Annotated in this window: 23 protein-coding genes, 1 tRNA gene and 1 pseudogene; 12 read left to right on the forward strand and 13 right to left on the reverse strand. The window is 50.2% G+C overall.

The genetic code is table 11. The features are described 5' to 3' along the window. Positions 1-87 precede the first annotated feature (87 nt). Positions 88-438, forward strand: coding sequence for a pyruvate kinase alpha/beta domain-containing protein (locus MED297_RS08100; protein WP_161599286.1), 351 nt, complete (start codon positions 88-90; stop codon positions 436-438). Between the two features lie 41 nt (positions 439-479). Here the strand turns inward: MED297_RS08100 and MED297_RS08105 are convergent, their stop codons facing one another. The 3 genes from MED297_RS08105 to MED297_RS08115 are packed head-to-tail and all read right to left on the reverse strand — an operon-like array spanning position 480 to position 2634. After that, positions 480-935: a GNAT family N-acetyltransferase gene (locus MED297_RS08105; protein ID WP_008043940.1), complete on the reverse strand. Its 456-nt coding sequence runs from the start codon at positions 933-935 to the stop codon at positions 480-482. 14 nt (positions 936-949) lie between these two features. Continuing rightward, a complete protein-coding gene (locus tag MED297_RS08110; protein ID WP_008043941.1) occupies positions 950-1711 on the reverse strand; it encodes an ABC transporter permease in 762 nt (253 codons plus the stop codon). Continuing rightward, on the reverse strand, positions 1708-2634 hold the full coding sequence (locus MED297_RS08115; protein WP_008043942.1) for an ABC transporter ATP-binding protein: 927 nt from the start codon (positions 2632-2634) through the stop codon (positions 1708-1710). The genes MED297_RS08110 and MED297_RS08115 overlap by 4 nt, the downstream gene beginning before the upstream one ends. Before the next feature lie 535 nt (positions 2635-3169). Here MED297_RS08115 and MED297_RS08120 point away from each other — a divergent pair. From MED297_RS08120 to MED297_RS08145, 6 genes are all read left to right on the forward strand, one after another. Further along, positions 3170-3676: a CoA-binding protein gene (locus tag MED297_RS08120; protein WP_008043944.1), complete on the forward strand. Its 507-nt coding sequence runs from the start codon at positions 3170-3172 to the stop codon at positions 3674-3676. Positions 3677-4083: 407 nt separating this feature from the next. After that, complete coding sequence (locus MED297_RS08125) at positions 4084-5652, forward strand: glycoside hydrolase family 19 protein (protein WP_154650876.1); 1569 nt, start codon at positions 4084-4086, stop codon at positions 5650-5652. Between the two features lie 478 nt (positions 5653-6130). Next, the gene (locus MED297_RS08130) at positions 6131-8236 is read left to right on the forward strand and encodes a glycoside hydrolase family 16 protein (protein WP_008043949.1); all 2106 of its coding nucleotides are present in this window, start codon (positions 6131-6133) and stop codon (positions 8234-8236) included. Positions 8237-8462: 226 nt separating this feature from the next. Beyond that, positions 8463-9380, forward strand: a complete 918-nt coding sequence (locus MED297_RS08135) for a helix-turn-helix transcriptional regulator (protein ID WP_008043950.1) — start codon at positions 8463-8465, stop codon at positions 9378-9380. Positions 9381-9466: 86 nt separating this feature from the next. Beyond that, positions 9467-11146 (forward strand): glycoside hydrolase family 3 protein, encoded by a 1680-nt coding sequence (locus MED297_RS08140; protein WP_008043951.1) that lies wholly within the window; start codon positions 9467-9469, stop codon positions 11144-11146. Positions 11147-11235: 89 nt separating this feature from the next. After that, the gene (locus MED297_RS08145) at positions 11236-13695 is read left to right on the forward strand and encodes a beta-mannosidase (protein ID WP_008043953.1); all 2460 of its coding nucleotides are present in this window, start codon (positions 11236-11238) and stop codon (positions 13693-13695) included. A 77-nt stretch (positions 13696-13772) separates the two neighbouring features. Here MED297_RS08145 and MED297_RS08150 read toward each other — a convergent pair whose 3' ends face one another. Genes MED297_RS08150 through MED297_RS21180 form a run of 3 tightly spaced genes read right to left on the reverse strand, consistent with a single transcriptional unit; the run spans position 13773 to position 16527 of the window. Further along, on the reverse strand, positions 13773-14129 hold the full coding sequence (locus tag MED297_RS08150) for an STAS domain-containing protein (RefSeq protein WP_008043955.1): 357 nt from the start codon (positions 14127-14129) through the stop codon (positions 13773-13775). Positions 14130-14143: 14 nt separating this feature from the next. Next, positions 14144-14548 carry an ATP-binding protein gene (locus MED297_RS08155; protein WP_008043957.1) on the reverse strand — a complete coding sequence of 135 codons (405 nt, stop codon included), beginning with the start codon at positions 14546-14548 and terminating at the stop codon, positions 14144-14146. Beyond that, the gene (locus MED297_RS21180; RefSeq protein ID WP_050762888.1) at positions 14548-16527 is read right to left on the reverse strand and encodes a SpoIIE family protein phosphatase; all 1980 of its coding nucleotides are present in this window, start codon (positions 16525-16527) and stop codon (positions 14548-14550) included. The genes MED297_RS08155 and MED297_RS21180 overlap by 1 nt, the downstream gene beginning before the upstream one ends. A gap of 338 nt (positions 16528-16865) precedes the next feature. Here MED297_RS21180 and MED297_RS08165 point away from each other — a divergent pair, with 338 nt between their 5' ends. The 4 genes from MED297_RS08165 to MED297_RS22040 all read left to right on the forward strand — a co-directional run bounded on the left by MED297_RS08165 (position 16866) and on the right by MED297_RS22040 (position 18634). Beyond that, positions 16866-17267, forward strand: coding sequence for a phage major capsid protein (locus MED297_RS08165; RefSeq protein ID WP_008043960.1), 402 nt, complete (start codon positions 16866-16868; stop codon positions 17265-17267). A gap of 224 nt (positions 17268-17491) precedes the next feature. Further along, a complete protein-coding gene (locus MED297_RS22035; RefSeq protein ID WP_008043961.1) occupies positions 17492-17644 on the forward strand; it encodes a hypothetical protein in 153 nt (50 codons plus the stop codon). Between the two features lie 91 nt (positions 17645-17735). Beyond that, complete coding sequence (locus MED297_RS08170; RefSeq protein WP_008043962.1) at positions 17736-18128, forward strand: hypothetical protein; 393 nt, start codon at positions 17736-17738, stop codon at positions 18126-18128. Positions 18129-18439: 311 nt separating this feature from the next. Continuing rightward, positions 18440-18634: a hypothetical protein gene (locus MED297_RS22040; RefSeq protein WP_154650877.1), complete on the forward strand. Its 195-nt coding sequence runs from the start codon at positions 18440-18442 to the stop codon at positions 18632-18634. A gap of 99 nt (positions 18635-18733) precedes the next feature. Here MED297_RS22040 and MED297_RS22510 read toward each other — a convergent pair. Next, a pseudogene (locus tag MED297_RS22510) lies at positions 18734-19348 on the reverse strand (phage antirepressor N-terminal domain-containing protein). A 199-nt stretch (positions 19349-19547) separates the two neighbouring features. Between MED297_RS22510 and MED297_RS08180 the strand changes: the two are divergent. Next, on the forward strand, positions 19548-20333 hold the full coding sequence (locus tag MED297_RS08180) for a DUF2971 domain-containing protein (protein ID WP_008043968.1): 786 nt from the start codon (positions 19548-19550) through the stop codon (positions 20331-20333). A 123-nt stretch (positions 20334-20456) separates the two neighbouring features. Here the strand turns inward: MED297_RS08180 and MED297_RS22045 are convergent, their stop codons facing one another. From MED297_RS22045 to pheT, 6 genes are all read right to left on the reverse strand, one after another. Beyond that, positions 20457-20627, reverse strand: a complete 171-nt coding sequence (locus MED297_RS22045; protein WP_008043970.1) for a hypothetical protein — start codon at positions 20625-20627, stop codon at positions 20457-20459. A gap of 447 nt (positions 20628-21074) precedes the next feature. Beyond that, complete coding sequence (locus MED297_RS22605) at positions 21075-21365, reverse strand: excalibur calcium-binding domain-containing protein (protein WP_008043972.1); 291 nt, start codon at positions 21363-21365, stop codon at positions 21075-21077. Positions 21366-21586: 221 nt separating this feature from the next. Continuing rightward, positions 21587-21663, reverse strand: a tRNA-Pro gene (locus MED297_RS08185). Between the two features lie 55 nt (positions 21664-21718). Further along, on the reverse strand, positions 21719-22081 hold the full coding sequence (locus MED297_RS08190; RefSeq protein WP_008043973.1) for a MerR family transcriptional regulator: 363 nt from the start codon (positions 22079-22081) through the stop codon (positions 21719-21721). Further along, positions 22059-22361: an integration host factor subunit alpha gene (gene ihfA / locus MED297_RS08195; RefSeq protein WP_008043975.1), complete on the reverse strand. Its 303-nt coding sequence runs from the start codon at positions 22359-22361 to the stop codon at positions 22059-22061. Before ihfA ends, MED297_RS08190 begins: the two co-directional genes overlap by 23 nt. Positions 22362-22370: 9 nt before the next feature. Next, on the reverse strand, positions 22371-24746 hold the full coding sequence (gene pheT, locus MED297_RS08200; protein ID WP_008043977.1) for a phenylalanine--tRNA ligase subunit beta: 2376 nt from the start codon (positions 24744-24746) through the stop codon (positions 22371-22373). Positions 24747-24769: the final 23 nt, after the last annotated feature.

Consider the following 24769-nt stretch of genomic DNA (forward strand, 5'->3'; position numbering starts at 1 on the left):
CGAATCATGGCTCAATCTGTGAGCGCACCGATGACGCCATGAAGCAGAATTGATCGTCCGCTGCCTGTGAATGCCGGTAATCTCCGGGTGACTGAATCCGTCTGTAAGTCTGCTGTTAACATCGCTCAAGACCTCAGTGTCGACCTGATCGTTGTCGCCACTGAACACGGCAAATCGGTGAAGTCGGTACGTAAGTACTTCCCTCGTGCTCAGATTCTGGCATTGACCCGCAGCACCAAGACCGCTCAGCACCTGTGTCTGACCAAAGGTGTCACAACCTCTCATGTTGAGCCTTTTGAGAGCAGCGATTCACTTTACGAAAAAGCGAAAGAAAAAGCGCTGCAATACGGTCTGGCAAAATCCGGCGATACCATCGTCGTTGTAGCCGGTGCGTTGTTTGAATCAACCAACACCGTTTCAGTTCAAATCATCGACTGATAACCAAACTCAAAGAAAGGGGAGCTTTTGCTCCCCTTTTTTTATGCCTGCGGGTTTGGTTTTTTCTGAAAAGTATGGGCGTAAAGCTCAAAACCATGTTTCTGATAGAAGGTCATGGCGGCTTTGTTACTGGCTAAGACCTCAAGCCGCAACGGCTTATCGATCGCAAACTTATCCTGCAGGAAATCCAGTAGCTTGGTTGCTAAGCCCCGACCGCGATAATTGCGCAGGGTAAACAATTGCCGGACATGGATATGGGATGCTTCTTCCCGCCACAGGCAATAGGAGACCGGTAAGTTTCGGTGCAACACGGCATGGCAGAAATACTCTTCTTCATCGAGCCATTCCGTCATCCGGGTTTCGAGCTCCAACAACGACAGGTTGTTTGAATGACCCTCGTCCTGAATCAACTCCGCATTCAGCAGTGCCAGAGCTTTGCTCTGCCTGGATGTCAGACGCGCGACCGGATAACCAACAGATTGCTGCAGAATGGTCATGAGACCCCTCCTTTCTATTCCCGGATCTGATATCCGGTCTTGAAAATCCACCAGACGACGTACGAACAGATCACCAGAAAGCCGATAATCATGGCAAAGCTCACCCATACGTTTACGTCGGATACGCCATAAAAGCTCCAGCGGAAACCACTGATCAAGTAGAGTACCGGGTTCAACAGGGTTATTTTCTGCCACAGATCAGGCAGCATGGAAATGGAGTAAAAACTGCCTCCGAGAAAAACAAGGGGTGTAACGATCAATAACGGGATCAGTTGCAGCTTCTCAAAATTATCGGCCCAGATCCCGATGATGAACCCGAACAGGCTGAACGTGACGGCCGTCAGAATAAAAAACACCAGCATCGAGAACGGATGCATGATGGTGAGGTCGACAAAGAACGCAGCGGTAATCAGGATGATACTGCCGACGATGATGGCCTTGGTCGCCGCCGCCCCGACATACCCCAGCATGATCTCAAAAAATGAAACCGGCGCTGACAACAGCTCATAAATGGTTCCGGTGAATTTGGGGAAGTAAATACCAAAGGAAGCGTTGGAAATGCTCTGCGTCATGAGCGAGAGGATCATTAAACCCGGCACAATGAACGCCCCGTAACTGACACCCTCGACGGACGTAATGCGCGACCCGATGGCGGCTCCGAACACCACGAAATACAGCGAAGTCGAAATCACCGGGGACACAATACTCTGCAAGATGGTCCGGCGCGTGCGAGCCATTTCAAAGCGATAGATAGCGGATACCGAATGACGGTTCATGACGACTCCTTGATCAGATCGATAAATATGTCTTCCAGCGAACTTTGTCGGGTCGCCAGGTCTTTGAAGGCGATGCCCTGCTCAGAAAGTGCCTGCATTAAACCGGCGATTCCGGTATGGCTTTGGGTGGCGTCATAGTCATACACCAACCGGGAGCCTTCAGCCTGCAGTTCAAGATTAAAGTCGGCCAGATTATCTGGAATCGACTGCAGCGGTTCCCGCAGCTCTAACGTCAACTGCTTGCGGCCGAGTTTACGCATCAGTTCGTCTTTGCGTTCAACCAGTTCTATTCGGCCATTATTGATAATCGCGATCCGATCGGCGATTTCTTCGGCCTCTTCGATGTAATGCGTGGTCAGGATGATGGTTACCCCATTCTGACGAAGCTTTTCGACCACCCGCCACATATCCTGACGTAACTCTACATCCACGCCCGCGGTGGGTTCATCGAGGAACAAGACGGTGGGCTCATGAGACAGGGCTTTGGCAATCAACAATCGGCGCTTCATACCACCGGACAACTGCATAATTTTGGTGTCTTTTTTATCCCAAAGTGACAGGTCTTTCAAAATACCTTCGATATACTCCGGATTTGGCTTCAACCCAAACAAGCCACGGCTGAAGTTAACCGTCGCCCATACGGTTTCAAACGACTCTGTGTGTAATTCCTGAGGAACCAACCCAATCATCTGCCGGGTTTTCCGGTAATCATGAATAATGTCATAACCGCCAACCGTTACCTTCCCGCCGGTTGGGTTCACAATCCCGCATACCGTACTGATCAACGTGGTTTTGCCCGCGCCATTCGGGCCAAGCAACGCCAGGATTTCGCCTGAGATGACCTCTAACTCGACCTTTTTAAGGGCCTCAAACCCATTGTCGTAGGTTTTCTCGAGGCTTTGGATGGAGATGACTGGGTCCATACGGCTTCCTTAATTGAACATAACCATGAGTGTCGGTGTTGGCCGGGTCTCAAAAGACGGTCGGCGATCTGTGCAGCCGCCATCCTGAAGCTAAATGAGAATGGGTTCAAGTCCGCATTGATCCGCATTACGGACAAGCCCTCCTCGGCAACCCAGTTCAAACAGAGTCCCGCCCCTCAACACCATCATATGACCCAGCTCAAAACCTGAGTCCTCCAAAAGCATAGCCTAGTGTCCTGAGTCGGAAGTTCGTCGAGCTTCAGAGCTTATGGAAAGGTCTAGGACAAGGCGCACTTCACAGGAAATATTGTCATCTTTTCAAGAAGAGCAACGCCGTAATTGGGCTTTCCATGAGCTCCCTGCGGGCGCGTCATTCAAGCCCTCTGGCTTCGTTCTGCCTCTTGCCAATGGAACAACCATTATCTTCGAGACACGCCTTGCCAGAGAACTTGAATTGCACGCTGAAAGCAGACGAACCTCTGACTCATGACACTAGCAGCCTTAGGATGAACGGATTGGATAAAAAGGAGTGCGAATGGACACCAACAATCACTCGATCAGTCTGAATGACGCCGCCCAGGCGTTTCTGAATCACTCTTCCATCGCCGTCGTGGGGCTTTCACGCGGCGAAGATGACACCGCAAAAACCATATACACCAAGCTGAAATCTTCGGGGTACACTGTCTATGCGCTTCACCCGACCGAGTCAGAAGTCAAAGGCATACCCTGTTATCCCGATTTTGCAGCCCTGCCCCATCCGGTTGAGGCGGTCGTCGTCATCACCAAACCCATCCATGTTCAGGATGTTCTGACTCAAGCCCATCGCGCTGGCGTGTCTTGGATCTGGTTGCACAAATCTTTCGGTAACAGCGTCGACCCGATTGCGGTCGAACTGGGGCGCCAGAAAGGACTCAACATTATTGATGGCGGCTGCCCGATGATGCATATCGAACCTGTCGACTCAGCACACAAATGCATGAAACCGGTGTTGCAATGGACAGGACGCATACCAAGGCGAATCCCTGTTTTTGAAGACAACTAACTCCGTCAAACTGGCATCAGGATAAACCACTGAAAACGATCGACATTCATCGATTATGAGCGCTCACTGCAGGGGTCTTTGCAGTGAGTGCATTTATTACCAGAACACTTAGCTTTCAATAAGTTTCATAATCTCTCTTCACAACGATTATTGGTCCTCACCAACAGACCAATAATTTCTCAACCACATAAAAGCACCAGTCCATTTTAACGAACATCCGTTATCACTTTTAAAACAATCCGTCACTTTTTAAACCGTTTTCTCATTCTTTTATTGAGGTCAATGACAGTATCTGTCCGATACGACGGCGGCTATTTATAGTCGCGATCATCTTATATCGGGTACCAAACTTGTTAGCCCGAAGGTTGAAAAACACACCCGCTATCGCACCCGGAGGTCATCCTTCCATGAAGATAAAAATTGTTTCAGTTTTCTTATCAATCTGTTTAGTCACCCCTTTTGTCTACTCGGCAATACCGACCCAACCCTCTATCGCCTGGATGCCAAGTAACATCGAAAGCGGAGTAAATATTACCGTCACCTGGAACATGTGGTGGGGAGAGAATGGAAATGAATGGACACTTTACGACAACAACCAGATTCATTGTGAAGGCTCAGTTCCAACCAATGGGCGAAATGCGCAAAGTGGCCAATGTACATCGAACTTCGTGGCTGGTACTCACGTACTGACGGTCGACTTATGCAACGCCGACGGTTGCACTCGCAGCAATCCACTGACGTTCACCGTAGAAAACGGTGCAACCGAAGACCCAACCGACCCGAGCGATCCAACGGATCCGCCATCGGATGATTGCGGCATTCAACCGAAACCAGACGGCGGTTATACGCTCTGTCAATCGGATCTGGATGCCACGGAAGCCGCGATCACTGATACTGAACTCTATCGTCTGGTAAAAGATTCTATACAGACATTAAACAACGACGCGGTTGAACGGGTTCGACCAAGTCGAGCAGACAACCCGGACAATGTAAAACGCGTTGAACGACTGCTTTCACAAGCCGATTGGAACTATCTTTTTGCGTTAGCCGACCCAGCCTACAACTACACCCGGTTTTTACAGGCCGTTGCGAAGTTTAAGGGTTTCTGCGCCACCTATGACGATGGCCGGGATTCCGACGCCATCTGCCGTAAAAGTCTGGCGACCATGTTTGCTCACTTCACACAGGAAACCGGCGCCCATATCCTAAGCTCACCAGTCGATGAATACCGTCAAGGCCTTTATTATCTGCGCGAGGTTGGCTGTACCGAAGGCGGATCAGGCTGCGGCTACAATGCCGAATGCAACCCAGCGACCTGGCAGGGAAAAACCTGGCCGTGCGGAACGCAGCCAGATGGATCGTTCAAACAATACTTTGGTCGAGGCGCTAAACAACTCAGCTACAACTACAATTATGGTCCCTTTTCAGAGGTGATTTACGGTGATGTCTCCGTGCTGCTCAATCATCCGGATCGGGTTGCAGACTCCTGGCTCAATCTGGCTTCTGCAGTATTCTTTTTTGTCACACCTCAAGCACCAAAACCCAGCATGTTACACGTCATTGACGGCACCTGGGAGCCGAATGCCCACGACCGCTCGTTAAACATTGAAAAAGGTTTCGGTGCAACCACCAACATCATCAACGGCGGCATTGAATGTGGCACGGCCAGCGGTGTCGAAAAGCAGCAATCAAAAAACCGTATTACCTACTACAAAGCCCATGCCGCTTACCTGGGGGTGCCTGTACCTGACGACGAAGCACTGGGTTGTGCAAACCAGGGGCGATTCGAAGTACAAGGCGCGGGCGGCATGTTAATTTATTGGGATCAAGACTGGGCTTATCACCCCAACAATCCCGAAGGGGCTTCGTTTGCGTGCAAACTGGTCGGGTATCAAACGGCGTACAGTGCGCTTATTCCTGGCAACTATCGCCAATGTGTAGAGCATTACTTTGATGTTGACATCATCGAACCCTAATCAGTAATGCAGTTTCGAACCAAAGCAAGGCGCACTCCCGCGCCTTTTTTTGTTAGCTGTGCTGACTATTTGTCGAGTCTTGTTAGCCTTTCTCATCAAACAACTGATTGAACTCCAGGTTAAATACCAATTAATCGTCGATTGAAAAAAGCAATCGCTATTAACGTCAACTAAAAATATTAAATAGCTGTCTACTCGTTGATCTGTGCCTTACTTTGGGCAGGTTCTGTTTCATCCTTTAGAACCATGTCTTAAAAACAGTTCGTCAAAAAACAAACTGTGTCGAACACATCAGAACTTTCAATTTTATTTCCATAGAATCCCCCGCTCTTTTTGTTTCACCATGATGAATCAAAACTCAACATCGCTGAAGTTTGCTGTAGCGAGACATTGTACTTGGAATGAAATACCAATTTTTATATTTGGAATCGTTCGATGTTTATCACCATAATTAAAAAGACCGTTAGGAGTACACACCATGTTCACGACGAACACGTCGGCTATCTACAGCAAGCCGATCAAGATAATGGCTCTGGCTATTGCACTGGGCACGACAGGAGCCGTAAATGCAGAGGTTGGCCGTCTGCTCTGGGAAGACAATTTCAACACCTTCGACCAAAACATCTGGAACATTGATGTCGGTGATGGTTGTGACAAAGGCCTGTGTGGCTGGGGAAACCAGGAGCTGCAATGGTACAGTGAAAATAATGTTTACATCGATGCCATTCCAGGCGAACCCGGTAACAACGCATTGGTGTTAGAAGCCCGCCGGGAAAATGCAAATGGCTATTCGTTTACCTCCGGTAAAGTACAATCTGAAAACAAACTCGCCATCCAATACGGCATGGTTGAGTTCCGCATCCGCGTTCCGGATCTGGAATCGGGTTTGTGGCCGGCTGCCTGGATGCTCGGCACCACGACATTGACGTGGCCTGCAAAAGGTGAAATTGACATCATGGAGCAAGGTCATCGCTTAGAAGACCGGGAACTTTGGCGGCAGGTAAACAACGATCCGAACGATAACAACGCAGCAGCTCCCAGCCGAAACAATTATGTTGGTTCTAACCTGATTTTCTACGCCGATGAAGCCTGTTCGGATGGCAATCCAACCTGTGCGGCCAGTACCGCTTGGCAAACTGACAATGCCTATGTAAACCCGAATGGATTGGACAATCGCTTTGTAACGTATCGTCTGTATTGGACCGACACGACTATTCGTTTCACCACGGTCGATAACGGGGTCGAACATGACATGTACGAGCAGCCCTTCACCATATCTGAAGCGTCCAGTGAGTTTCAGCAACCCTTTCATCTGTTGCTGGACCTTGCCGTCGGTGGAACCTTCACTGGGTTAATGCAACCGAGTGACATTCAGGCACCCATGCCCGGGAAAATGTACATCGACTACGTTCGGGTGTATGAGCTCGACGGCCAAGGTGAAATTTTTGAAGGCAGTACAGTCCAACCCGAGGGTGGCACCTTCGGTGTTTTCACCGATGAGTCCTACACCGATAACAAACTGGAAGCTGGTGTGAGCTCTGATATTTTCCTGTGGGATACCAACAGCTCCGAAGGCGCCATTGCCCCTTACGAGGGTGACAATGTCATGACCTATTATTTTGGCAACCCGGGCTCCTGGTTTGGCGCCGGTGTTCAAACCCGCCAGGCTCGTGATCTCAGCGCTTTTGAAGACGGTGAGCTGACCTTTAAGATTAAGATTCCCGCTGACATTGATTTTAAAATCGGCGTTACCGATACCTACACCAACCAGAACTGGATCAACTTCCCTGCCTATGAGAACAAATATGGTCTGGTACGGGACGGTCAATGGGGCGAGGTAACGATTCCGGTAAGCGATGTTCGCGGCGATCTGATTGCACTGCAGTCCATGCAATACCTGTTTGCCATTGCCAACGTTTCAGCACCAACACACAGTTTTGAATACGCCATTGATGACATTTTGTATGTCGGTGGTGGCGACGTCGTTCACGACACTGTCGTTGAACTGTTTCAACACTGTAATTACGGTGGCTGGTCAGCAACGTTCGAGGAAGGCGACTACCACTCAGCCGACCTGATGGCCGCCGGCGGACTCAACAACGACGCATCGTCGATTAAAATCGCAGAAGGCTACGAAGCCCACTTGTACGACAGTGACAACCTGACTGGCGAACCGTTGATCATTACCGCCGATCAGGGATGTTTGGTAGCAGACGGCTTTAATGACGTTCTGTCCAGCCTTAAAATCGTTAAAGCCGGTACAGATAACGGTGATTCTGGCAACGGTGATGATGGCAGCGACGACGGCAATGGAGACGACAGCTCCAACGAACCCAACGCCTCCGGTGTGAACTACATCGACGCGAACACCGCCGAGGTGTTCCTCAATACAAGTGACTGGGCCGACGTTCATTACACGGTTAACAATGGCGGTCAAATCAATGTGCGTATGGAACAACTGGGATCAAAAAATGTACTGACGCTGTATGACCTGAACCCGGGTGATGTTATTGAATACAACTTTACCTACTGGACGGGTGATTACGCGGTCGACACCGCAAAAACAACCTACGTTCAGCCATAGAAGCTGACCGTAAACCGTCAGAACCAGCCTGTATGACGCAGGCTGGTTTTACCTTTCCCATTTTACCAACGGTTGTCTGCGTGCTCTTTTAGCGCTTCAGTCTCCGCTTCCCTTCACGACTTATTGGCTCTACACCATCACCTGGTGTTCTCGGTTGCGTCAGCACATACAGGTCATGTTACGAATATGCTTTAATAGCACCTAAGCCTCTAACCGATTTCTCACAATGTACCCGATTGTCAGCGCCTCGGAACTCCTTCAGCAAACTACCCGTCTGTTCATCCATCGTGTGCAGGCTTGTGGTCTGCATCGGCACCAGGCAACCGAAGCCTTATGGGTGTTGCAGGGTGCCATTCGTGTTCAAGTGAATGATCACCAATATTCATTGCGTGATGGCGATCTGCTGTTCATCAATGCCGACGATCACCATGCCACCGAAGCCGCCAGCGATGACAACCTGGTGCTGTGCCTGCAACATCGGTTTGAAGAACTGGTCAATGTATCCGTAGCACCGGGCACGTCAAACCCGGTATTAAAAGCCCGGCTGAATGACCTTCGTACAACGCTTGCCCACCTGTGGTGGGAACAGAAATACCAACCGGCACATTGGCAACTCGCCACTGAAAACGGACTTGCTCAGCTTCAGTTGATCTTATTGCGATATTTCAGCTCAGCCTCACCGGCACCGGCCGAGAGCCGGGATGATGCTTCCTGGCGGATTCAGCAAATTACCCGGTATCTGGAAGCGCATTATCGGGAACCGATCAGCCTTACCAGCCTCTCTGAGCATTTCGGCTTGAGTGAGACTTATCTGAGCCATTATTTTAAAGATAAAACCGGATCGACACTGGTGAGATGGCTGACCCAACTGCGGCTTGAACGCTGCCTGCCGGATCTGATTCAAACCGACAGCACGGTCGCTGAGTTGGCGCTTGAACACGGTTTTCCATCAATCAAGGCCTTCAACAGCGCTTTTAAGCGCGAATATCAATGCACGCCAAGCGAGTTTCGCCAGCAACAACAGAGCGCACCGTCAACACCCGCAGGGGTTCACTACGGACGATTTGATACCACCGGCATCGATGCTTTAATGATGCCCTGGCTGAAGAAAACTGATCTCTTCCTCGACGACCACAAGAAATGACCGGTCAACAGAACAAAAAAGGGATAGGCCGAACACCGTCGCCTGAAGACAATAGTGCAAACCATTATTGAACAAGGGGTTTCATTGTGACCGGACAGACACTCGAAGAGTTCAAAAAAGCGCCGTTTCACCTCGGCCACGCCGAACTGAAATGGGTCTCTGATCAGTTCAACTCAATGGACCTTGAAGCCCGGGTGAGCCAGCTGTTTAACATGATGGTCATGGACAACTCACCGGAAACCCTGGCAGGCATCACCGCCTTACAGCCGGGCGGCGTGACGAAATTCTTTGGCCCCGAGCTGAGCAGAGAATGCCAGATGCTGAACGATATCCGCGACGGGCTGACCGTTCCGCCGCTGATCAGTGCGGATGTCGAAGGCGGCAGTATGAGCCTGCCCTTTGGTACTCCGGTACCCAATCAACTGGGTATGGCTGCCTTAAATGATCCACAACGTGCCGAACAGGCCATGAGCATCATGGCGCGCGAAGCTCGTCAACTTGGACTGAACTGGTCGTTCACGCCGGTCATCGATGTCGATGATCATTTCCGCAGTGCCATTGTTGGGACCCGATCTTATGGCTCAGACACCGACGTCATCGCCGCACTCGGTCAGGCCAACATCCGGGCGTTTCAATCCAATGGTCTGGCCGCTACGGCCAAACATTGGCCGGGAGATGGGCAGGATGATCGGGATCAGCACCTGGTGACCTCGGTCAATGACCTGCCCATGGACCAATGGCAGAACAAGTACGGCCAACTGTTCCGTACGATGATTGAAGCCGGGGTTAAAACAATCATGTCCGCGCACATTGCCCTGCCTGAGTACATGAAAACGGTGACGGATGATCCGGAAGAATGGTATCGCCCCGCAAGCCTGAACCGACACCTGAACATAGACCTGCTCAGAGGCGAACTCGGGTTTAACGGCCTGATTGTTTCAGATGCCTCAACCATGGCCGGTGCCTCGTCCTGGGCCGACCGCGCCACGGTCCTTGCTGATATGATTGAAAACGGCTGCGATATGATTCTGTTTAATCGTAACCCGGCAGAAGACTTCGCCCTGTTAATGAATACGGTCCGTCAGGGTCGGGTTTCTGAACGCCGCTTAAACGAATCGGTTATGCGCATCCTGGCCTTAAAAGCCAGTGTCGGGCTAACTGAGTTAGCAAATGAGCGCAGCGACGCCACGGCACTGACTCAGACACTGAAACAGCCAGACGACGTTGCCTTTGCACAACAGACGATCGATGCCACCCCAACCCTGATCAAAGATCGTCATCAACTGTTGCCTCTCACTGTGGAGCAACACCGTCGGGTGCTTGTTTTTTCCAGCGGCATTCGCCACAGCTTTATCCCACACGCGATGCCATTAGAGGTTCCGGAGTTATTACAACAGGCCGGCTTTGATGTCACATTGTTCCAGGCCGGCATGCGCATTGATGCAAACGACTACGATTGCGTCCTGTATCTGTTGGCGGACGAATCGTCCCTGTTAAAGTCTCACATCTATATCGATTGGATGTCGCTCTGTGGCGGTTTTGAAGGCGCCATGGAGCGCCACTGGAACGTATTGCCCGCCGTCATGATCTCTTTCGGCTACCCCTATCATCTCTACGATGCGCCACGTGTGCCAACTTACATCAACGCTTACTGCGCGTTACCTGACGTTCAGCGGGCTGTTGTTAAAGGGCTGACCGGTCAGTTGACGTTTAACCAGTACAGCCCGGTGGATGCGTTTTGTGGTCGAGAACAGCTGCGGTATTAATTGCCGCTGTTGAAGTTACCCACTTGGGTCATTGACAAGCTGCACTGACCTCGAAAGAATCGAATTTTGCTATTTGCAGGAGTGTTTCGATGACCCGCGCATTGCTCGATGGACACTGGACGGTCACCTGTCCAGACATTGGTTTCAGTACACAAACCCAACTGCCTTTCGAAGCACATCGGACTCTTTTGGATGCAGGCAAAATCCCGCACCCCTATATCGGCGACAACGAATCGGCTATACAGTGGGTCGCCGAGAAAGCCTGGACACTGACGACGCACTTCTCACTGACCGAAGCCCAACTCAACGCCGATTGGTCTGAGCTGAGTTTTCGTCAACTGGACACCGTCGCCGAGATTTTCATCAATGATCAGCCCGTGCTGAACGCCAGCAATCAGTTTCGGGAACATCGCGTCGACTTAAAAAACGTGGCTCGCGTTGGCGAGAACGAACTGCGCATTGAGCTGAAGCCCGCAGCAACCGAAGCCGCCGACCGGGCCAGTCGATTGCCCTTCCCGGTACCCTACAGTGAAGGAAATAACCAGATTCCACACATGAACACCCTGCGTAAAACACAGTGTCACGCCGGTTGGGATTGGGGCATCTGCCTGATGGTCACCGGTCTGTATGAAGCACCGACCTTAACCTGGGGTAACGGCACAAGAATCCTATCCACCACCGTTGATCAGTCCCTTGAAAACGACCAGCTCATCGCGACATGCACGGTCGAGATTGAGGTTTATTCAAATACTCAGAGCAACGACCAACAAACGCTGGCGTTGTCGCTAGGCGATACTCACGACACTGTAACGTTTGAGGCAAGGCCCGGACGTCAGCGATTGGAACATCGACTGACGATTGAGCAACCCAACCTGTGGTGGCCAGCGGGGTACGGCGAACAACCTCTGACCACCCTGACCGTCAACAGCCAAGGCGACGAATGGTCACGGCGAATCGGCTTGCGTGAACTCAACATTCGCACAGAACCCGATGCCGTGGGTACGCCCCTGGTGGTGCAAGTGAACGGTGTCGATATTTTCTGCAAGGGCGCTAACTGGATTCCAGCAGACGCCTTAACGCTCGACAGCACCGAACCACGCTATCGTGACCTGCTCGAAAGCGCCAAAGCCGCAAACATGAACATGCTGCGCGTCTGGGGCGGCGGCATGTACGAACGCGATACCTTCTACGACCTGTGTGACGAACTTGGCCTGCTGGTTTGGCAGGATTTGATGTTTGCCTGTTCACTCTACCCATCGACACCCGAGTTTCTGGAGGATGTCACCGAGGAACTGAACGATCAGGTGCGCCGATTACAACACCACCCGTCCATTGCCCTGTGGTGCGGTGATAACGAAGTCATTGGTGCCCTGACCTGGTACCCGGAATCCATCAATAACCGAGACCGTTATGTGGTGAACTACGATCGTCTTAACCGAACACTGGAACAGGCGATGACCACACTGGACCCCAGCCGTCGTTTCTGGCCCAGCTCACCGTGCAATGGCTCACTCGACTATGGCGATGCCTGGCACGACGATGCCAGTGGAGACATGCACTTCTGGGATGTCTGGCACAGCGGAAAATCGTTTGATGCCTTCTATTCAGTGCAACCCCGATTCTGTTCCGAATTTGGTTTCCAGTCGTTCCCGTCAATGACCACCGTGCGCGAGTTTGCTCAACCGGACGACTGGAACCTGACCTCACCGGTCATGGAAAACCATCAGAAAAATCCGCGTGGCAATTCCATCATTATCGAGATGATTTCCCGGTACTTCCGCTTCCCGAAATCGTTTGAACACACCTTGTATCTGAGTCAGGTGCAACAAGCTGTCGCCATTAAAACCGCCGTGGAATACTGGCGATCATTACGACCGGTGTGCATGGGGACATTATATTGGCAGCTGAACGACAACTGGCCGGTCGCCTCCTGGTCGAGCTTGGAGCACGGCGGTCATTGGAAGCAACTGCATTACCACGCAAAACGCTTTTATGCGCCTGTACTGGTTACTTTAGCCCGGCAACCCGATCAGAACACACACGCGCTGATGGGCATCAACGACACGCTGACACCGGTCGCACTCAAGGGGCAACTCTGTCAGCGCGACTTAATGGGTAACGTGCTCGAAGCCTTTCCTGTTGACTGTACTCTGCCCCCGCAGAGCAGTACTGAACTGTTGGTGTTGACGGATGAACGGTATCGGACAGAGGCGAATAACCGCTTCTGGAGTTACGAAGATGACGACGATCAGCGGAACAACACCTTTTATGCCGGGCCCTGGAAGCGAATGAACTTACCGACCGCATCGATTGACATTGCCATAGTTCAACAAGCCGATCGACTGTCTGTCACCTTAACAACGGACGTCCCTGCACACTTTGTTCAACTTGGGTGGGCAGGCACTGAAGGGTTTAATGGGCATTTTTCTGATAACAGCTTCACTCTATTACCCGACAAACCCAAAACGCTTACTTGGTGTGGGAGCATTCAACAGGAACATGTCGAGGCTTCCGCGTTAATCGTACATCATTTGCGCGACAGCTATTAACCGAGCAAAGAAACCAACCTGGTAACGAATCAGACAGTTGCTGATCGGTACAGCTTCTGTCTGAAGACGACGTTTACTTAGCGTTGGAAACTGGCCAGATACGCATCCAATTCTTCAACACTGGCAAAAATACTCAGGTCAGGCAGCGCCTTAACAATTTCAAACACCTTTTTGACTCCCGGCTGCATATGGGAAACGGCCACTTTACCGCCGTTTTTCTTTAGCTGTTTAATCGTTTTAAAAAAGACACGCAAACCCGATGAACTGATAAATTTCAAGTCAGCCAGATTCATCGCGACGAGCTTGGTGTGATCAGTGACCTTGCTTGCCAGCAAACTTTCCAACTGAGCATAGGTATCGCTGTCTAATGACCCGTCAAGGTTCAACCGAAGGGTACTGTCCGTTTCATCAGTCACGGTAATGTTTAATGCCATAGGTGTACTCCTGATCAAGAAAGGGAAAGAGTCAGTGTTAGGTGATTACAGTTGCCATCGTAGTGATAATTCTGCGAGTCGGTCATGGCTAAAACCAGTTCAAGCCCAAGACCACCAATCGCTCGATCTTCCATAGGCACTTCCAGATCTGGCCGTTGTGTCATCAGCGGGTTAAAGGGTGCACCGTCATCTTTGCATCGTACTTCAAGTACGTCAGCACTTTTGTAGAGTTTTACTTCAAGTCGTTTGCCACCGCCATACTTAAACAAGTTACTGATCAACTCGTCCAGAATAATTAATACATCGCTAACGAGCCCGTTGGGGAGTTGCTCAATGGCAACCAAAACCTCAAGCCTTGCGCTGATATCGTCCAGTGTCGTCGAGGCAAAAACCTCGAACTCTTCAATTAACTCAGACATCAGCGCCTTCTCATGACGACAACGGTAATATCATCGGATTGTGGCGCGCCCGCGGCGAATGCTTCAACGTCCCTGATGACGCTGGTTGCCTGTTCAGGCGCGGAAGGCTGCACATTATCGTCCGACAGTGCCGCCAACAACCTCTCATCCGAGAACTCCCGTTGCTCCATATCGAACGCTTCGGTAATGCCGTCCGTATAAATAAACAACTGCTGCTTTGACTCTAAAGCAATGGTTTGATCTGGAAACTCATTGTCTTCAAAAACCCCTAAAGCGGACCCCGATTCAAGATGGAGGAACTCCGAGCTTTGTTCTTTAGTCAACACCGGTGGATTATGCCCGGCGTTCGCACACTGAAATTTGCCAGTCTGCGCATCATAAAAGCCACATAACATGGTAATAAACATACAGGATTCATTATTTTTCACCAGCTCGTCATTCAACCTCGACAAAAACGCCCCGGCTGACGGAGCCGTGGGTGCCATCATCTTTGTTAATGCGACCGCTCGGGACATAAACAACGCCGCCGGCATCCCTTTACCTGAGACGTCCCCTACGGCAATAAAATATCGCCCATCGGCCAGTTTTAGTACCTCATAGAGGTCGCCACCCACGGCACGAGCAGGGATCAGATGCGCGTAGATTTCGCCATGGTTGTTTGTTTTCTCCAGTTCGCCACCACCGGGCACCAACTCCATCTGAATGCGCCGCGCAATTTCCATTTCGCTTTCCAGCTTTTGTTTCGCAACCGTGGCGGCCTCCAGGTCCACAATATAGTGTTGCAGCGCCTCACTCATAGCCAACAGTGCGCGATTCAGAGCGCCAATCTCGTCATTACTTCGGACGGGTGGCAGTTCGAGTTCGAAGGTTTGCTTGTCCACTTTGCTGACGGCGGCATATAGCTCACGTATTGGCCCGGCCAATCGATTCGACAATACCCAGGCCATAGGAACAAGCAACGCTAAGATGGTAAATGAGTAAAAAAGTATCCGGTTTCTGGTTTGCCGAAGCTCCACCAAAAACTCATCTTTGGGCACGGCAATGAGCATTTCCATGTCATCACCGAAGACCAGATTCATGGGTTCCCGGTGTATAAGCCAGTCAGTCGGAGCGGAACCATCCGCTAAAGATCGGAATGGCTCTCGATCAATATCGTCGAGACGGCGCTGGCGAAGCGTATCGGCACTCATCACTAACGAGGCGTTACCGCTCCAGGCAACCATGCCATTCTGATTCCTTAAGACCACCTCAGTATTTTCAGTAATACGTTGACGCGAGAGATAATCGGAAACAGAGCTCAACGCGACATCAAGTGCCAGCACAGCCTTTTTATCGGGAGAATGCATGGCAATGGTAATGCCAATTTCCCGAGATGAGAAAAACACATAAGGATCTGTCGATACGACCCCGTTTGATTTTTGGGCACTGAGGTACCAAGGACGTGTACGCGGGTCAAACCGATAGTCTGGCAAGTCTTGCTGCTGAATCAGGTTCATATCCGCATCCAAAAACTGCCTAAACGGCGTTTCTCGTCGGTCACCGTAACTGTGATCAATGGCAAAAACCGCATTCGAGGGGGCATTTAACCGCGTCCGAAGTTCATCATTCCTGAACATTCGTAGCATAAAGTGATCGCCGTTCTCATACCCGGCCAGAATTGCGGTTGTTTGAGGGGCCTGCCTGAGCACGCTCATCAACATGGGGACCGACTGCATTCTTTCGGCAAATGTATTGGCCGTCGCTAAGCGATGCTCTGACAACAGAGCGGTGTTCAGAACAAGCGGTTCATAGGTCGCCTGGACCTGTAGAGTGAGCTCGTTGGCGTGGGCAGCGTAGAGCTTACGGCTTGTGCTATCGATCAGCGCATTTGTCGCCGTAAAGCTGAGAACAGCCAAAACCGACCACACCAGGACAATGGCAATCAAGCTTCCGAGCGCCACTTTGACTTGAAACGACAATCTAATCGGTTTGGTTGGCACGGTTTGGCTCTCCTTAGAACTCGAGCTTAAGAAGCGTTGAGGCGCATTGCAATCCGACACCTGAGGACTGCGTCGCAAAAACCGACCACCGTCCTATAGGTTACGCTTTCAACTTAGAACGACACAGTCAATCTTGCCAACGGTGGCATTGAACCACGTAAGGAGCGAAGCCATCGTGACCTCACCCAAGTTAGAGAACCCATGTGTTCCGACTTGCATTAAACCTCGATTTCACAGGGGTTTGTCAAGAGCGTAAAGAAAAACGGCCAAAGACCGCGGCCTGATCTACTGCTATTGATTTCGGGTAAAATGAGACTGCCTAGAGCATCACCGACGACGTGCTGGACCTGATCCACTTCGTAGACCCCGCCTACCGCAACAACGCCTGGTTCATGTTCCACGACATGACCCTGAAAGCCCTGAAAAAGCTCACGGACCCAACCACCAAAAAACCGCTCTGGATGCCCGGTTTTGACGTGAAAGAGCCCGACACTATTAACGGTTACGGCTACACCATTAACCAGCACATGCCGAAAATGGCCGCCAGTGCGAAGTCTATTTTGTTTGGTGACCTCTCCAAGTACCTTATCCGGGACGTTATGCAGATTCTGCTGTTCCGTATGACCGACTCAAAGTACGCCGAGAAAGGCCAGGTGGGCTTTCTGTGCTGGATGCGCGCCGGTGGCGGCCTGATGGATGTGGGTGGGGCTGTGAAGCCTTATCAGAATGCGGTGAGTTAATTCTGCGTTCATTGGCAGGTTAAGGGAGGGTAAGCCTCTCTTAACTGGTTATGCATACTAAGAACAGTGTTATAAAGGCATTTTAAGCCCAGAACCTCCATTAAATGTAGATTTTTTCACCACAATGTCTATGTTGCCACTTAACAAAGATTTAACTCTGAGCTAAATTTTGTTAGCTCCTACGCTAATATTTAAATGCTCTAGCAAAAAACCTAGGCTTGTATATGAAGTCAATCAAAGACATCAAACGCGAACAGCAAGAACGCTACTACGTTCGGGTTCAAAACCGTGACGCAGCGCCTGCGCGTGTCGATAAGAACGACTCATTCGAAGCCTTTAAAAAGAGCGCCTCCCGCTTCCGCGTCCAGCACGCATAACCCACTTACATATACCGATAACCATCCATTTTATTGTCAAAAAAACTGTGAGATAGTCGAAAGACATTTTCTTGAAATGTGAGGTGAATCGATGATTACTGATAACGATATAGAAGAAGCGAAAAAAAGGACTGATTATGGTCGAGGCATTCCAAAAGCAGACCGGCTACATGAACACCCAGATTGTGTGAGAATTGCGTATCAGTGGTTTGATGCGCAAAAGAAAATTAAAACTAAAACGTGGGATGGGACATCTCTCAAAAGTAAGATCGAATATTGGGCAGGCAGATACGTATCAGCAGCAGATGTTGCTGTGGCGGCTGAACTTCATCCTAGAATCTATGGGAAGTACCCAGAGTTCAATATTAGTAAAAACCACATTGAGCCATCAGTTCAAAGGTTGTCAGATATTCCGGAAGCAATGACCCAAATGGACTACCGTGAGAGGCACGATCCGAGTCGATACAAAAGTTCAGAAGTTTGAAGGGATTCATTGAAAAACTGCGGTTGACTCTCCTAAGCACACAATTGGCAAATGAAGCCCCGCAAACGCAGGGCTTTCACCATCTATGCAACTCCTTCTTCAAACTCAATCCCATTGATAGCCAAAGCGACGCCTGAGTCCACTCATTCAGGTCACTCCACTTCGGCTAAACAGTCTACCGTAGGACCGTTACAGCCGTCTTGATACAGTCATAATTTATAGGCTGCTTGAGTGATTAGTAAGACACTGGAATATACTTGCAATTATGACTATAGTCCAAACCTCAGCAACGAATAAGAAGGACTCCGGCGATGAACCCACTGAAGAAATCAAAAAGGAACTTCAAAAGAAAAATAGCTACCACTACCGGAATTCCTACTACTAAATCTGGCAGGAGTAGAAAAGTCGATGCTTTGCAAGGCAAGTTGATTGGTTGGCTAATTATTGGCGGCATAATCCTTTTCGTCATTTCAGGTGGATCAGAAAGTGCAGTTTTAGTGCACTAAAATGGCTTGCACCCAGACTGCAATGGTAGCCTTGCAACCGCTGGGCTTTCTCCATCAACACAACCGCTTCTTCAAATTCAACCCCTTCGCCAACCAATGCTAAACCTGAATCAGTTCATTCAGGTCACCCCACTTCGGGTACCCGATCATCCGCAGGGCTGGACCGACCGATTCGACCCAATCCCGGTAGATATGCTCGATATGGACATCCAGGGCATGAGAATTGATCACATCGCCTTCGGATAGGCTCACCGGCATCCGATCGCCGCTGTGGCGCTGCTGCCAGTGCTGGTGTAGCACGTCATAGCACTCGCGCTGGTACATCAGCAGGTTTTCGCAGATTTCGGGTTTGACTCGGTTGGCGTCGACGCCGAATAGCCAGCCGTTGAGGTACTTGAGGGGTAAGCAAGCCACTTTACGGTGTTAATCATCACCTTCCATCTGAATGTCCATCATGGACATGCTGGTTCTAAGCACCGGATTACGGCGGATCCGCTTTAATTGAGCTTCCCATTGCAGGCCAATAGCCTCACAGACAGGCTTCATCGCAACATAGGTTTCTGAATGGTGTTCCAAGGTGGTGAGCTGGTGGCCGTGAAACACGACGGTGGTCACTGATTGAGTGTTCATAACGATCTCCATCGAGTCTGCTAGCCACTCACCCAAACGCCAACTTGGGTGAGCGGAACCGTACGGGTTGGCGTACCGGCTCATTGGATCCGGTGGGCACAAGGCCCCCACGCACGGCCCGCCTGTGCTACGGGCACAAAAAAACCGCTTCTAGGGCGGTGTGTCCGCCATCGAGTCCAGAACGCCAACTCCGGGCCGCTGAATTTGCAGCGACATTGAAACTGCAGGGATCTTGTGTTTTATAGTCAAGACTAATGAAGTTTTTAAACTATCAGGGTGTGCAATGAAGAGGATACCTACATCTCTTTATAAATTTTTTAGTCCAACAAAGTACAATCGAGAAGCCATTGAACAGGGCTACTTTTATTTTTCACAACCGGTGCAACTCAATGATCCGTTTGAGTTTAGTTGTCAAATCGACATTTCACCGGAATCAACTGATAAGTTTTTGGAACTTCAGTATAAATTTGGTCACATCACCTATGAAGACCAAGTCCGTTATTCCGTCGAATATAGAGGAAACAAGAACACTAAGAGAGAACTGAACAATCTTATGATTGAGTTCATTGCGAACCACATTGAGACAGCCGGAGGAGTTTTTTCAGCGTCTAATAACCCCAACAGTCCAATCCAGTGGGCCCACTACACTAATAACTACAAAGGATGGGTTCTAGAATTTGAACCTATGAATATTCTAAACGAACTTGAAGAAAGGCATTGGATCGAAGTGAAATATCGCAAACATCCACCAAAGATAAGTTTCTCAAGCTTTGATTTAACTTCAATAGACGGAACCGTTAGTTTGATAGAAACACTAATTGAAACAAAGTACGAAGATTGGGGCTATGAAAAAGAGTTTAGAATTGTCAAAGGACGCAAAAAAGAAGCTGCTTTGAAACAAAAATCTCCTATCAATACGCAAGCAGTAAAATCTATCATTTTTGGATGGAATATTTCTGAAGAAGACAAAAACTTTGTTAAAAGAGCAACCAAAGATTGGGCTTGTAAATATAAAAAAGCCGAAATCTCACGCTCAGGCTATTCAATAAGCTTAATTGATGCTACCTAGTTTTAAATGAATAGCAAATAAATCTAGATCCAAAAAAGCACGGACACAAAAGCCGAAAATAACTATTAAGGCTAACATTAAAAACAAACCAGAGCCCCGCCACCGAGCGGGACTTTTTCGTTTCTAACCACGGAGAAAAACCATGGCAAACCGCAAAACCAACCGAACCCGATAACCTAAAGCCCGCCACTGAACAAACAACCCCACCCGATGAATAATAAACCCCGCCAGAATCCACCACTCCGCCGCCTGCAAGTAAACAACCGCCGCCCGATCCTGAACAGGGCGATACACCCGAAACCGTCGACGTGCTCGCTCTGGTCGATAACACCCCGCACCAGCTCAAATGCGGCCATGTGTACACCCTGCCCGTTGCCGTGGCGGAACAGCTCCACCATGCGGGCGTAATCGATGCCGATAAACAGGCCGTCGCCTCCGGCATTCGCCCTTAAATCAATGATACTGGTCACTCTTGCGCAATTAACACATCAATGACGGTAATAGCACCTTTCAATTCAGAAACGGTTAAGAAACTGAAGGAGCGGATGAAAAGTTTACAGCCAATAAAAAGGCCATCGTGGTTGATGGCCGTTTTGAAAATGAAGTGACGAACCTGATCATTTCCGGCAGATCAGCGTGAACATTACAAGTCATCTTACGAGCAGGTTGATACAACGCACTTCACTTTAAAAAGGCATTCGAAGCACTGTTTATCTTCTTTCTGCTCAAAGCCCGTCGCATTTACCAACGAGAATCGCTTTCACAAGGAATACCATCACCATCGCCGTCCATTTTGGTGTTTGGGCAATGCCTCGTAAAGTAGACCGCTTCCGCGCGAGAAGTCATTTGACTGCAGTACTCGCGCCCATCACAGACAAACCTCTGACTGACCGTTTCATTCAACGTATTTTCATATTGCTTCACGATCTCTGACGGTTCGCTCACAGCTGGTGTTCTTCCATTATCAAGATACGAAGGTACCAACCTCGATAAGGCAAATATCACAACTATCACAATAAGTAGATTTTTCATGAATCATGACCGATATGGCGGATGAAAAAACTTGCAAGAACCACTACAACAAACAACCAAACAATCAGCTCTTGTCAAAATGACATCATATAGCAGGGCATTCTAAGTTAAAAGATATTGGTCGGGCATAGTGTATTTGGACTGCGCCGCAACCGGCTCTGGCCCACACCGCTTTAGGTGGCGTATTTCGAGAACTGAGTTTGGAGTTGGGGAAAGAAGATTGGTCGGGCATAGAGGATTTGAACCTCTGACCCTCGCCACCCCATGACGATGCGCTACCAGACTGCGCTAATGCCCGACTAAGATTGGCTAGTTTATTCTAACCGATTGAAAAGTAAAGAGTTTTTTAAAAGTTAATCGACGTTAAGGAGTTCTAAAACGGCTTCCAGCTCGACGATCATTTCGCGGATCAGCGCTTGCTGTTCCTGCTGCACCTGTTCGGCATCGCCCGGTTCCGAAAGCTTTTGGCGAGCACCGCCAATGGTAAAGCCGTCTTCATAAAGGAGATGTCGAATCTGACGAATGAGCAGAACGTCGTCACGTTGATAGTAACGACGATTGCCCCGTCGTTTAACGGGGCTGAGTTGCGGAAATTCCTGCTCCCAGTAACGTAGGACATGCGGCTTTACAGCGCACAGTTCGCTCACTTCACCAATGGTGAAATACCGTTTCCCTGGTATTACAGGTAATTCATCATTCTGGCTGGGTTCCAGCATAAGACTCGACGGTTACCTTCAATTTCTGGCCTGGACGGAACGTGACAACCCGACGTGCAGAGATGGGGATCTCTTCGCCGGTTTTCGGGTTCCGACCCGGTCGTTGACGCTTATCACGCAAATCGAAGTTGCCGAATCCTGACAACTTCACCTGTTCATTATGGACGAGACTTTCCCGAATTTCCTCGAAAAAGATCTCGACCATTTCCTTTGCTTCGCGCTTATTCAGGCCCAGCTCTTCATATAGACGATCGGCCATTTCAGCTTTAGTCAGGGCCATGCCAGCTCCTTAACCTCTGAGCACCGCATCCAGTCTGGTTTGCAGTGTTTTGATGATCGATTCCATGAATCGATTAATTTCGTCATCAGTAAGAGTGCGCGAAGGATTCTGCCAGGTCAAGCCCATTGCCAGACTTTTTCGTTTGGAATCAATGCCTTTGCCTCGATAGATGTCGAAGAGGTTTAAGGATATCAGGTCCTCTCCGGCCATTTCTCGAACGGTGTCCATCACTGAACTGACCGAGACATCTTCATCAACAACCACGGCTAAATCGCGGGTCGACGCCGGGTGACGTGACAGTGGCTCAAAGCTTGGCAGCTCAGCTGGCAAGGTTCGGTCAAGCCGCAGTTCGAACAGGAATACGTCCTTTTTGAACCCATACTGCTTAGCAAGGTTCGGGTGCAAAGCGCCGATATAGCCCACCAGCTTGCCGTTTCGTTCGATTCGGGCACATTGACCGGGGTGCAATGCGCTGTTTTTGCCGGTGACAAATTCGAACTCAACGCCTTTGATCAGGGCCAGCAGCTGTTCCAAATCGCCTTTTACGTCATAAAAGTCGACAGTTTCGCCACTTTCGTACCAACCCTGTGCCAAACGGGAGCCGGTCACGACACCGGCCAACATGTCGATCTGAGCCAGCCCTTTTTCTTCCTGACGGAAGCGTTGACCGGTTTCAAACAGGCGAACGTTGTCCTGCTGACGGTTGAGGTTATGCTGCAGGGCTTTTAACAGGCCAGGCCACAGAGACACCCGCATAACGGACATATCCGCTGAGATCGGATTGGCCAGTTCGATGCCGTCTTTTTTCGGGAACATGGCTTTCTGCGCCGCTGGTTCCACAAAACTGTAGGTAATCGCTTCCTGGTAGCCCAAAGACACCATTCGGTCGACCAGCAGATTCACATCGGTCGCCTGCTCTTTCGGCCCCTGCGGTTTCATGGCCGCCATGGGTGCCGTCACCGGCAGGTTGTTATAGCCGTAAATGCGGGCGATTTCTTCAATCAGGTCAGCCTGAATGGCCATATCGAACCGCCAGGACGGTGCACGCACTTTCCAGTAGCCGTCCTGCTCCGCCAGAATGCTGAACTCAAGGCCGGTTAGAATCTGACGAATGGTTTGGTCGCTCAGTTCCATACCCAGACTGGACGATACCACCTCGGCATAGAGTTCAATTTCGGCCGGCACCGGTACGGTGTCTTTGTTTTCTTCAACGATCAGAGGACCGGGCTTGGCGCCACAGATGTCCACCAACAGTTGAGTTGCGCGTTCAACGGCCATTTCCTGCAACTGACTGTCAACACCACGCTCAAAGCGGTGGCTTGAGTCGGTATGCAGACCGTAGCCGCGGGCTTTACCGGCGATTTGAATCGGTGCGAAGAATGCCGACTCCAGGAACACCCGGGTGGTCTTAGTGGACACACCACTGTTTTCGCCGCCCATGATACCTGCCATGGCCAGTGGCCCTTTGGCATCGGCAATCACCAGAATCTGTTCGGTCAGCTCAATCTCCTGCCCGTCCAACAGGGTAATTTTTTCACCCTTTTCGGCACGGCGAACGTCAATGCGTTCAGCCAGTTCATCGAGATCAAAGCCGTGCATCGGCTGACCCAGTTCAAGCATGACGTAGTTGGTGACGTCGACGACCGGGTCGATGGATCGAATACCACTGCGGCGCAGGCGCTCAGCCATCCACACTGGAGTCGATACGGACACATCCACATCATTAAGCACTCGGCCTACATAACGCGGACAACCTTTGGTATCGATCAGGTTAACCGGGAAGGTTTCCTGATGAACCGCAGCCACCGGCGCGATGGTTGGTTCGGTAACAGATGCTTTGTTCAGAACGCCCACTTCACGGGCAAGGCCTCGCAACGAGAGACAGTCAGCGCGGTTTGGTGTCAGGTCGACATCAATAATCAGGTCGTCGAGTTCGAGATACTCACGCAGATCGGCACCAACGACGGCGTCGGTAGCCAGTTCCATGATGCCGTCGTGCGCCTCTGACAAACCCAGTTCTTTTTCCGAGCACAGCATGCCAAAGCTTTCTTCTTGTCGAAGCTTGGCTTTTTTGATTTTGAAGTCGCCGGGTAAAACCGCACCGACTTCGGCAAACGCAACTTTCAGGCCCTGGCGTGCGTTAGGTGCGCCACAAATGACCTGGACGGTATCGGTTCCGTTGGTCACCTGGCAAACCTGCAGTTTGTCGGCATTGGGGTGTTGAGCACAGGATAAAATTTCACCCACGACCACACCTGAAAAGTCTTCAGCGGCTTTTTCAGAGCCATCCACTTCCAGACCGGCCATGGTGACCTGATCCATCAGTTCCTGTGAGGTAATAGACGGGTTAACCCACTGACGTAACCATTTTTCAGAGAATTTCATTGTACTGTGTCGTCCTTACCTTT

Origin of the sequence: Reinekea blandensis MED297 (assembly GCF_000153185.1) — a bacterium.
In the GTDB taxonomy this organism is placed as follows: Bacteria; Pseudomonadota; Gammaproteobacteria; order Pseudomonadales; family Natronospirillaceae; genus Reinekea; species Reinekea blandensis.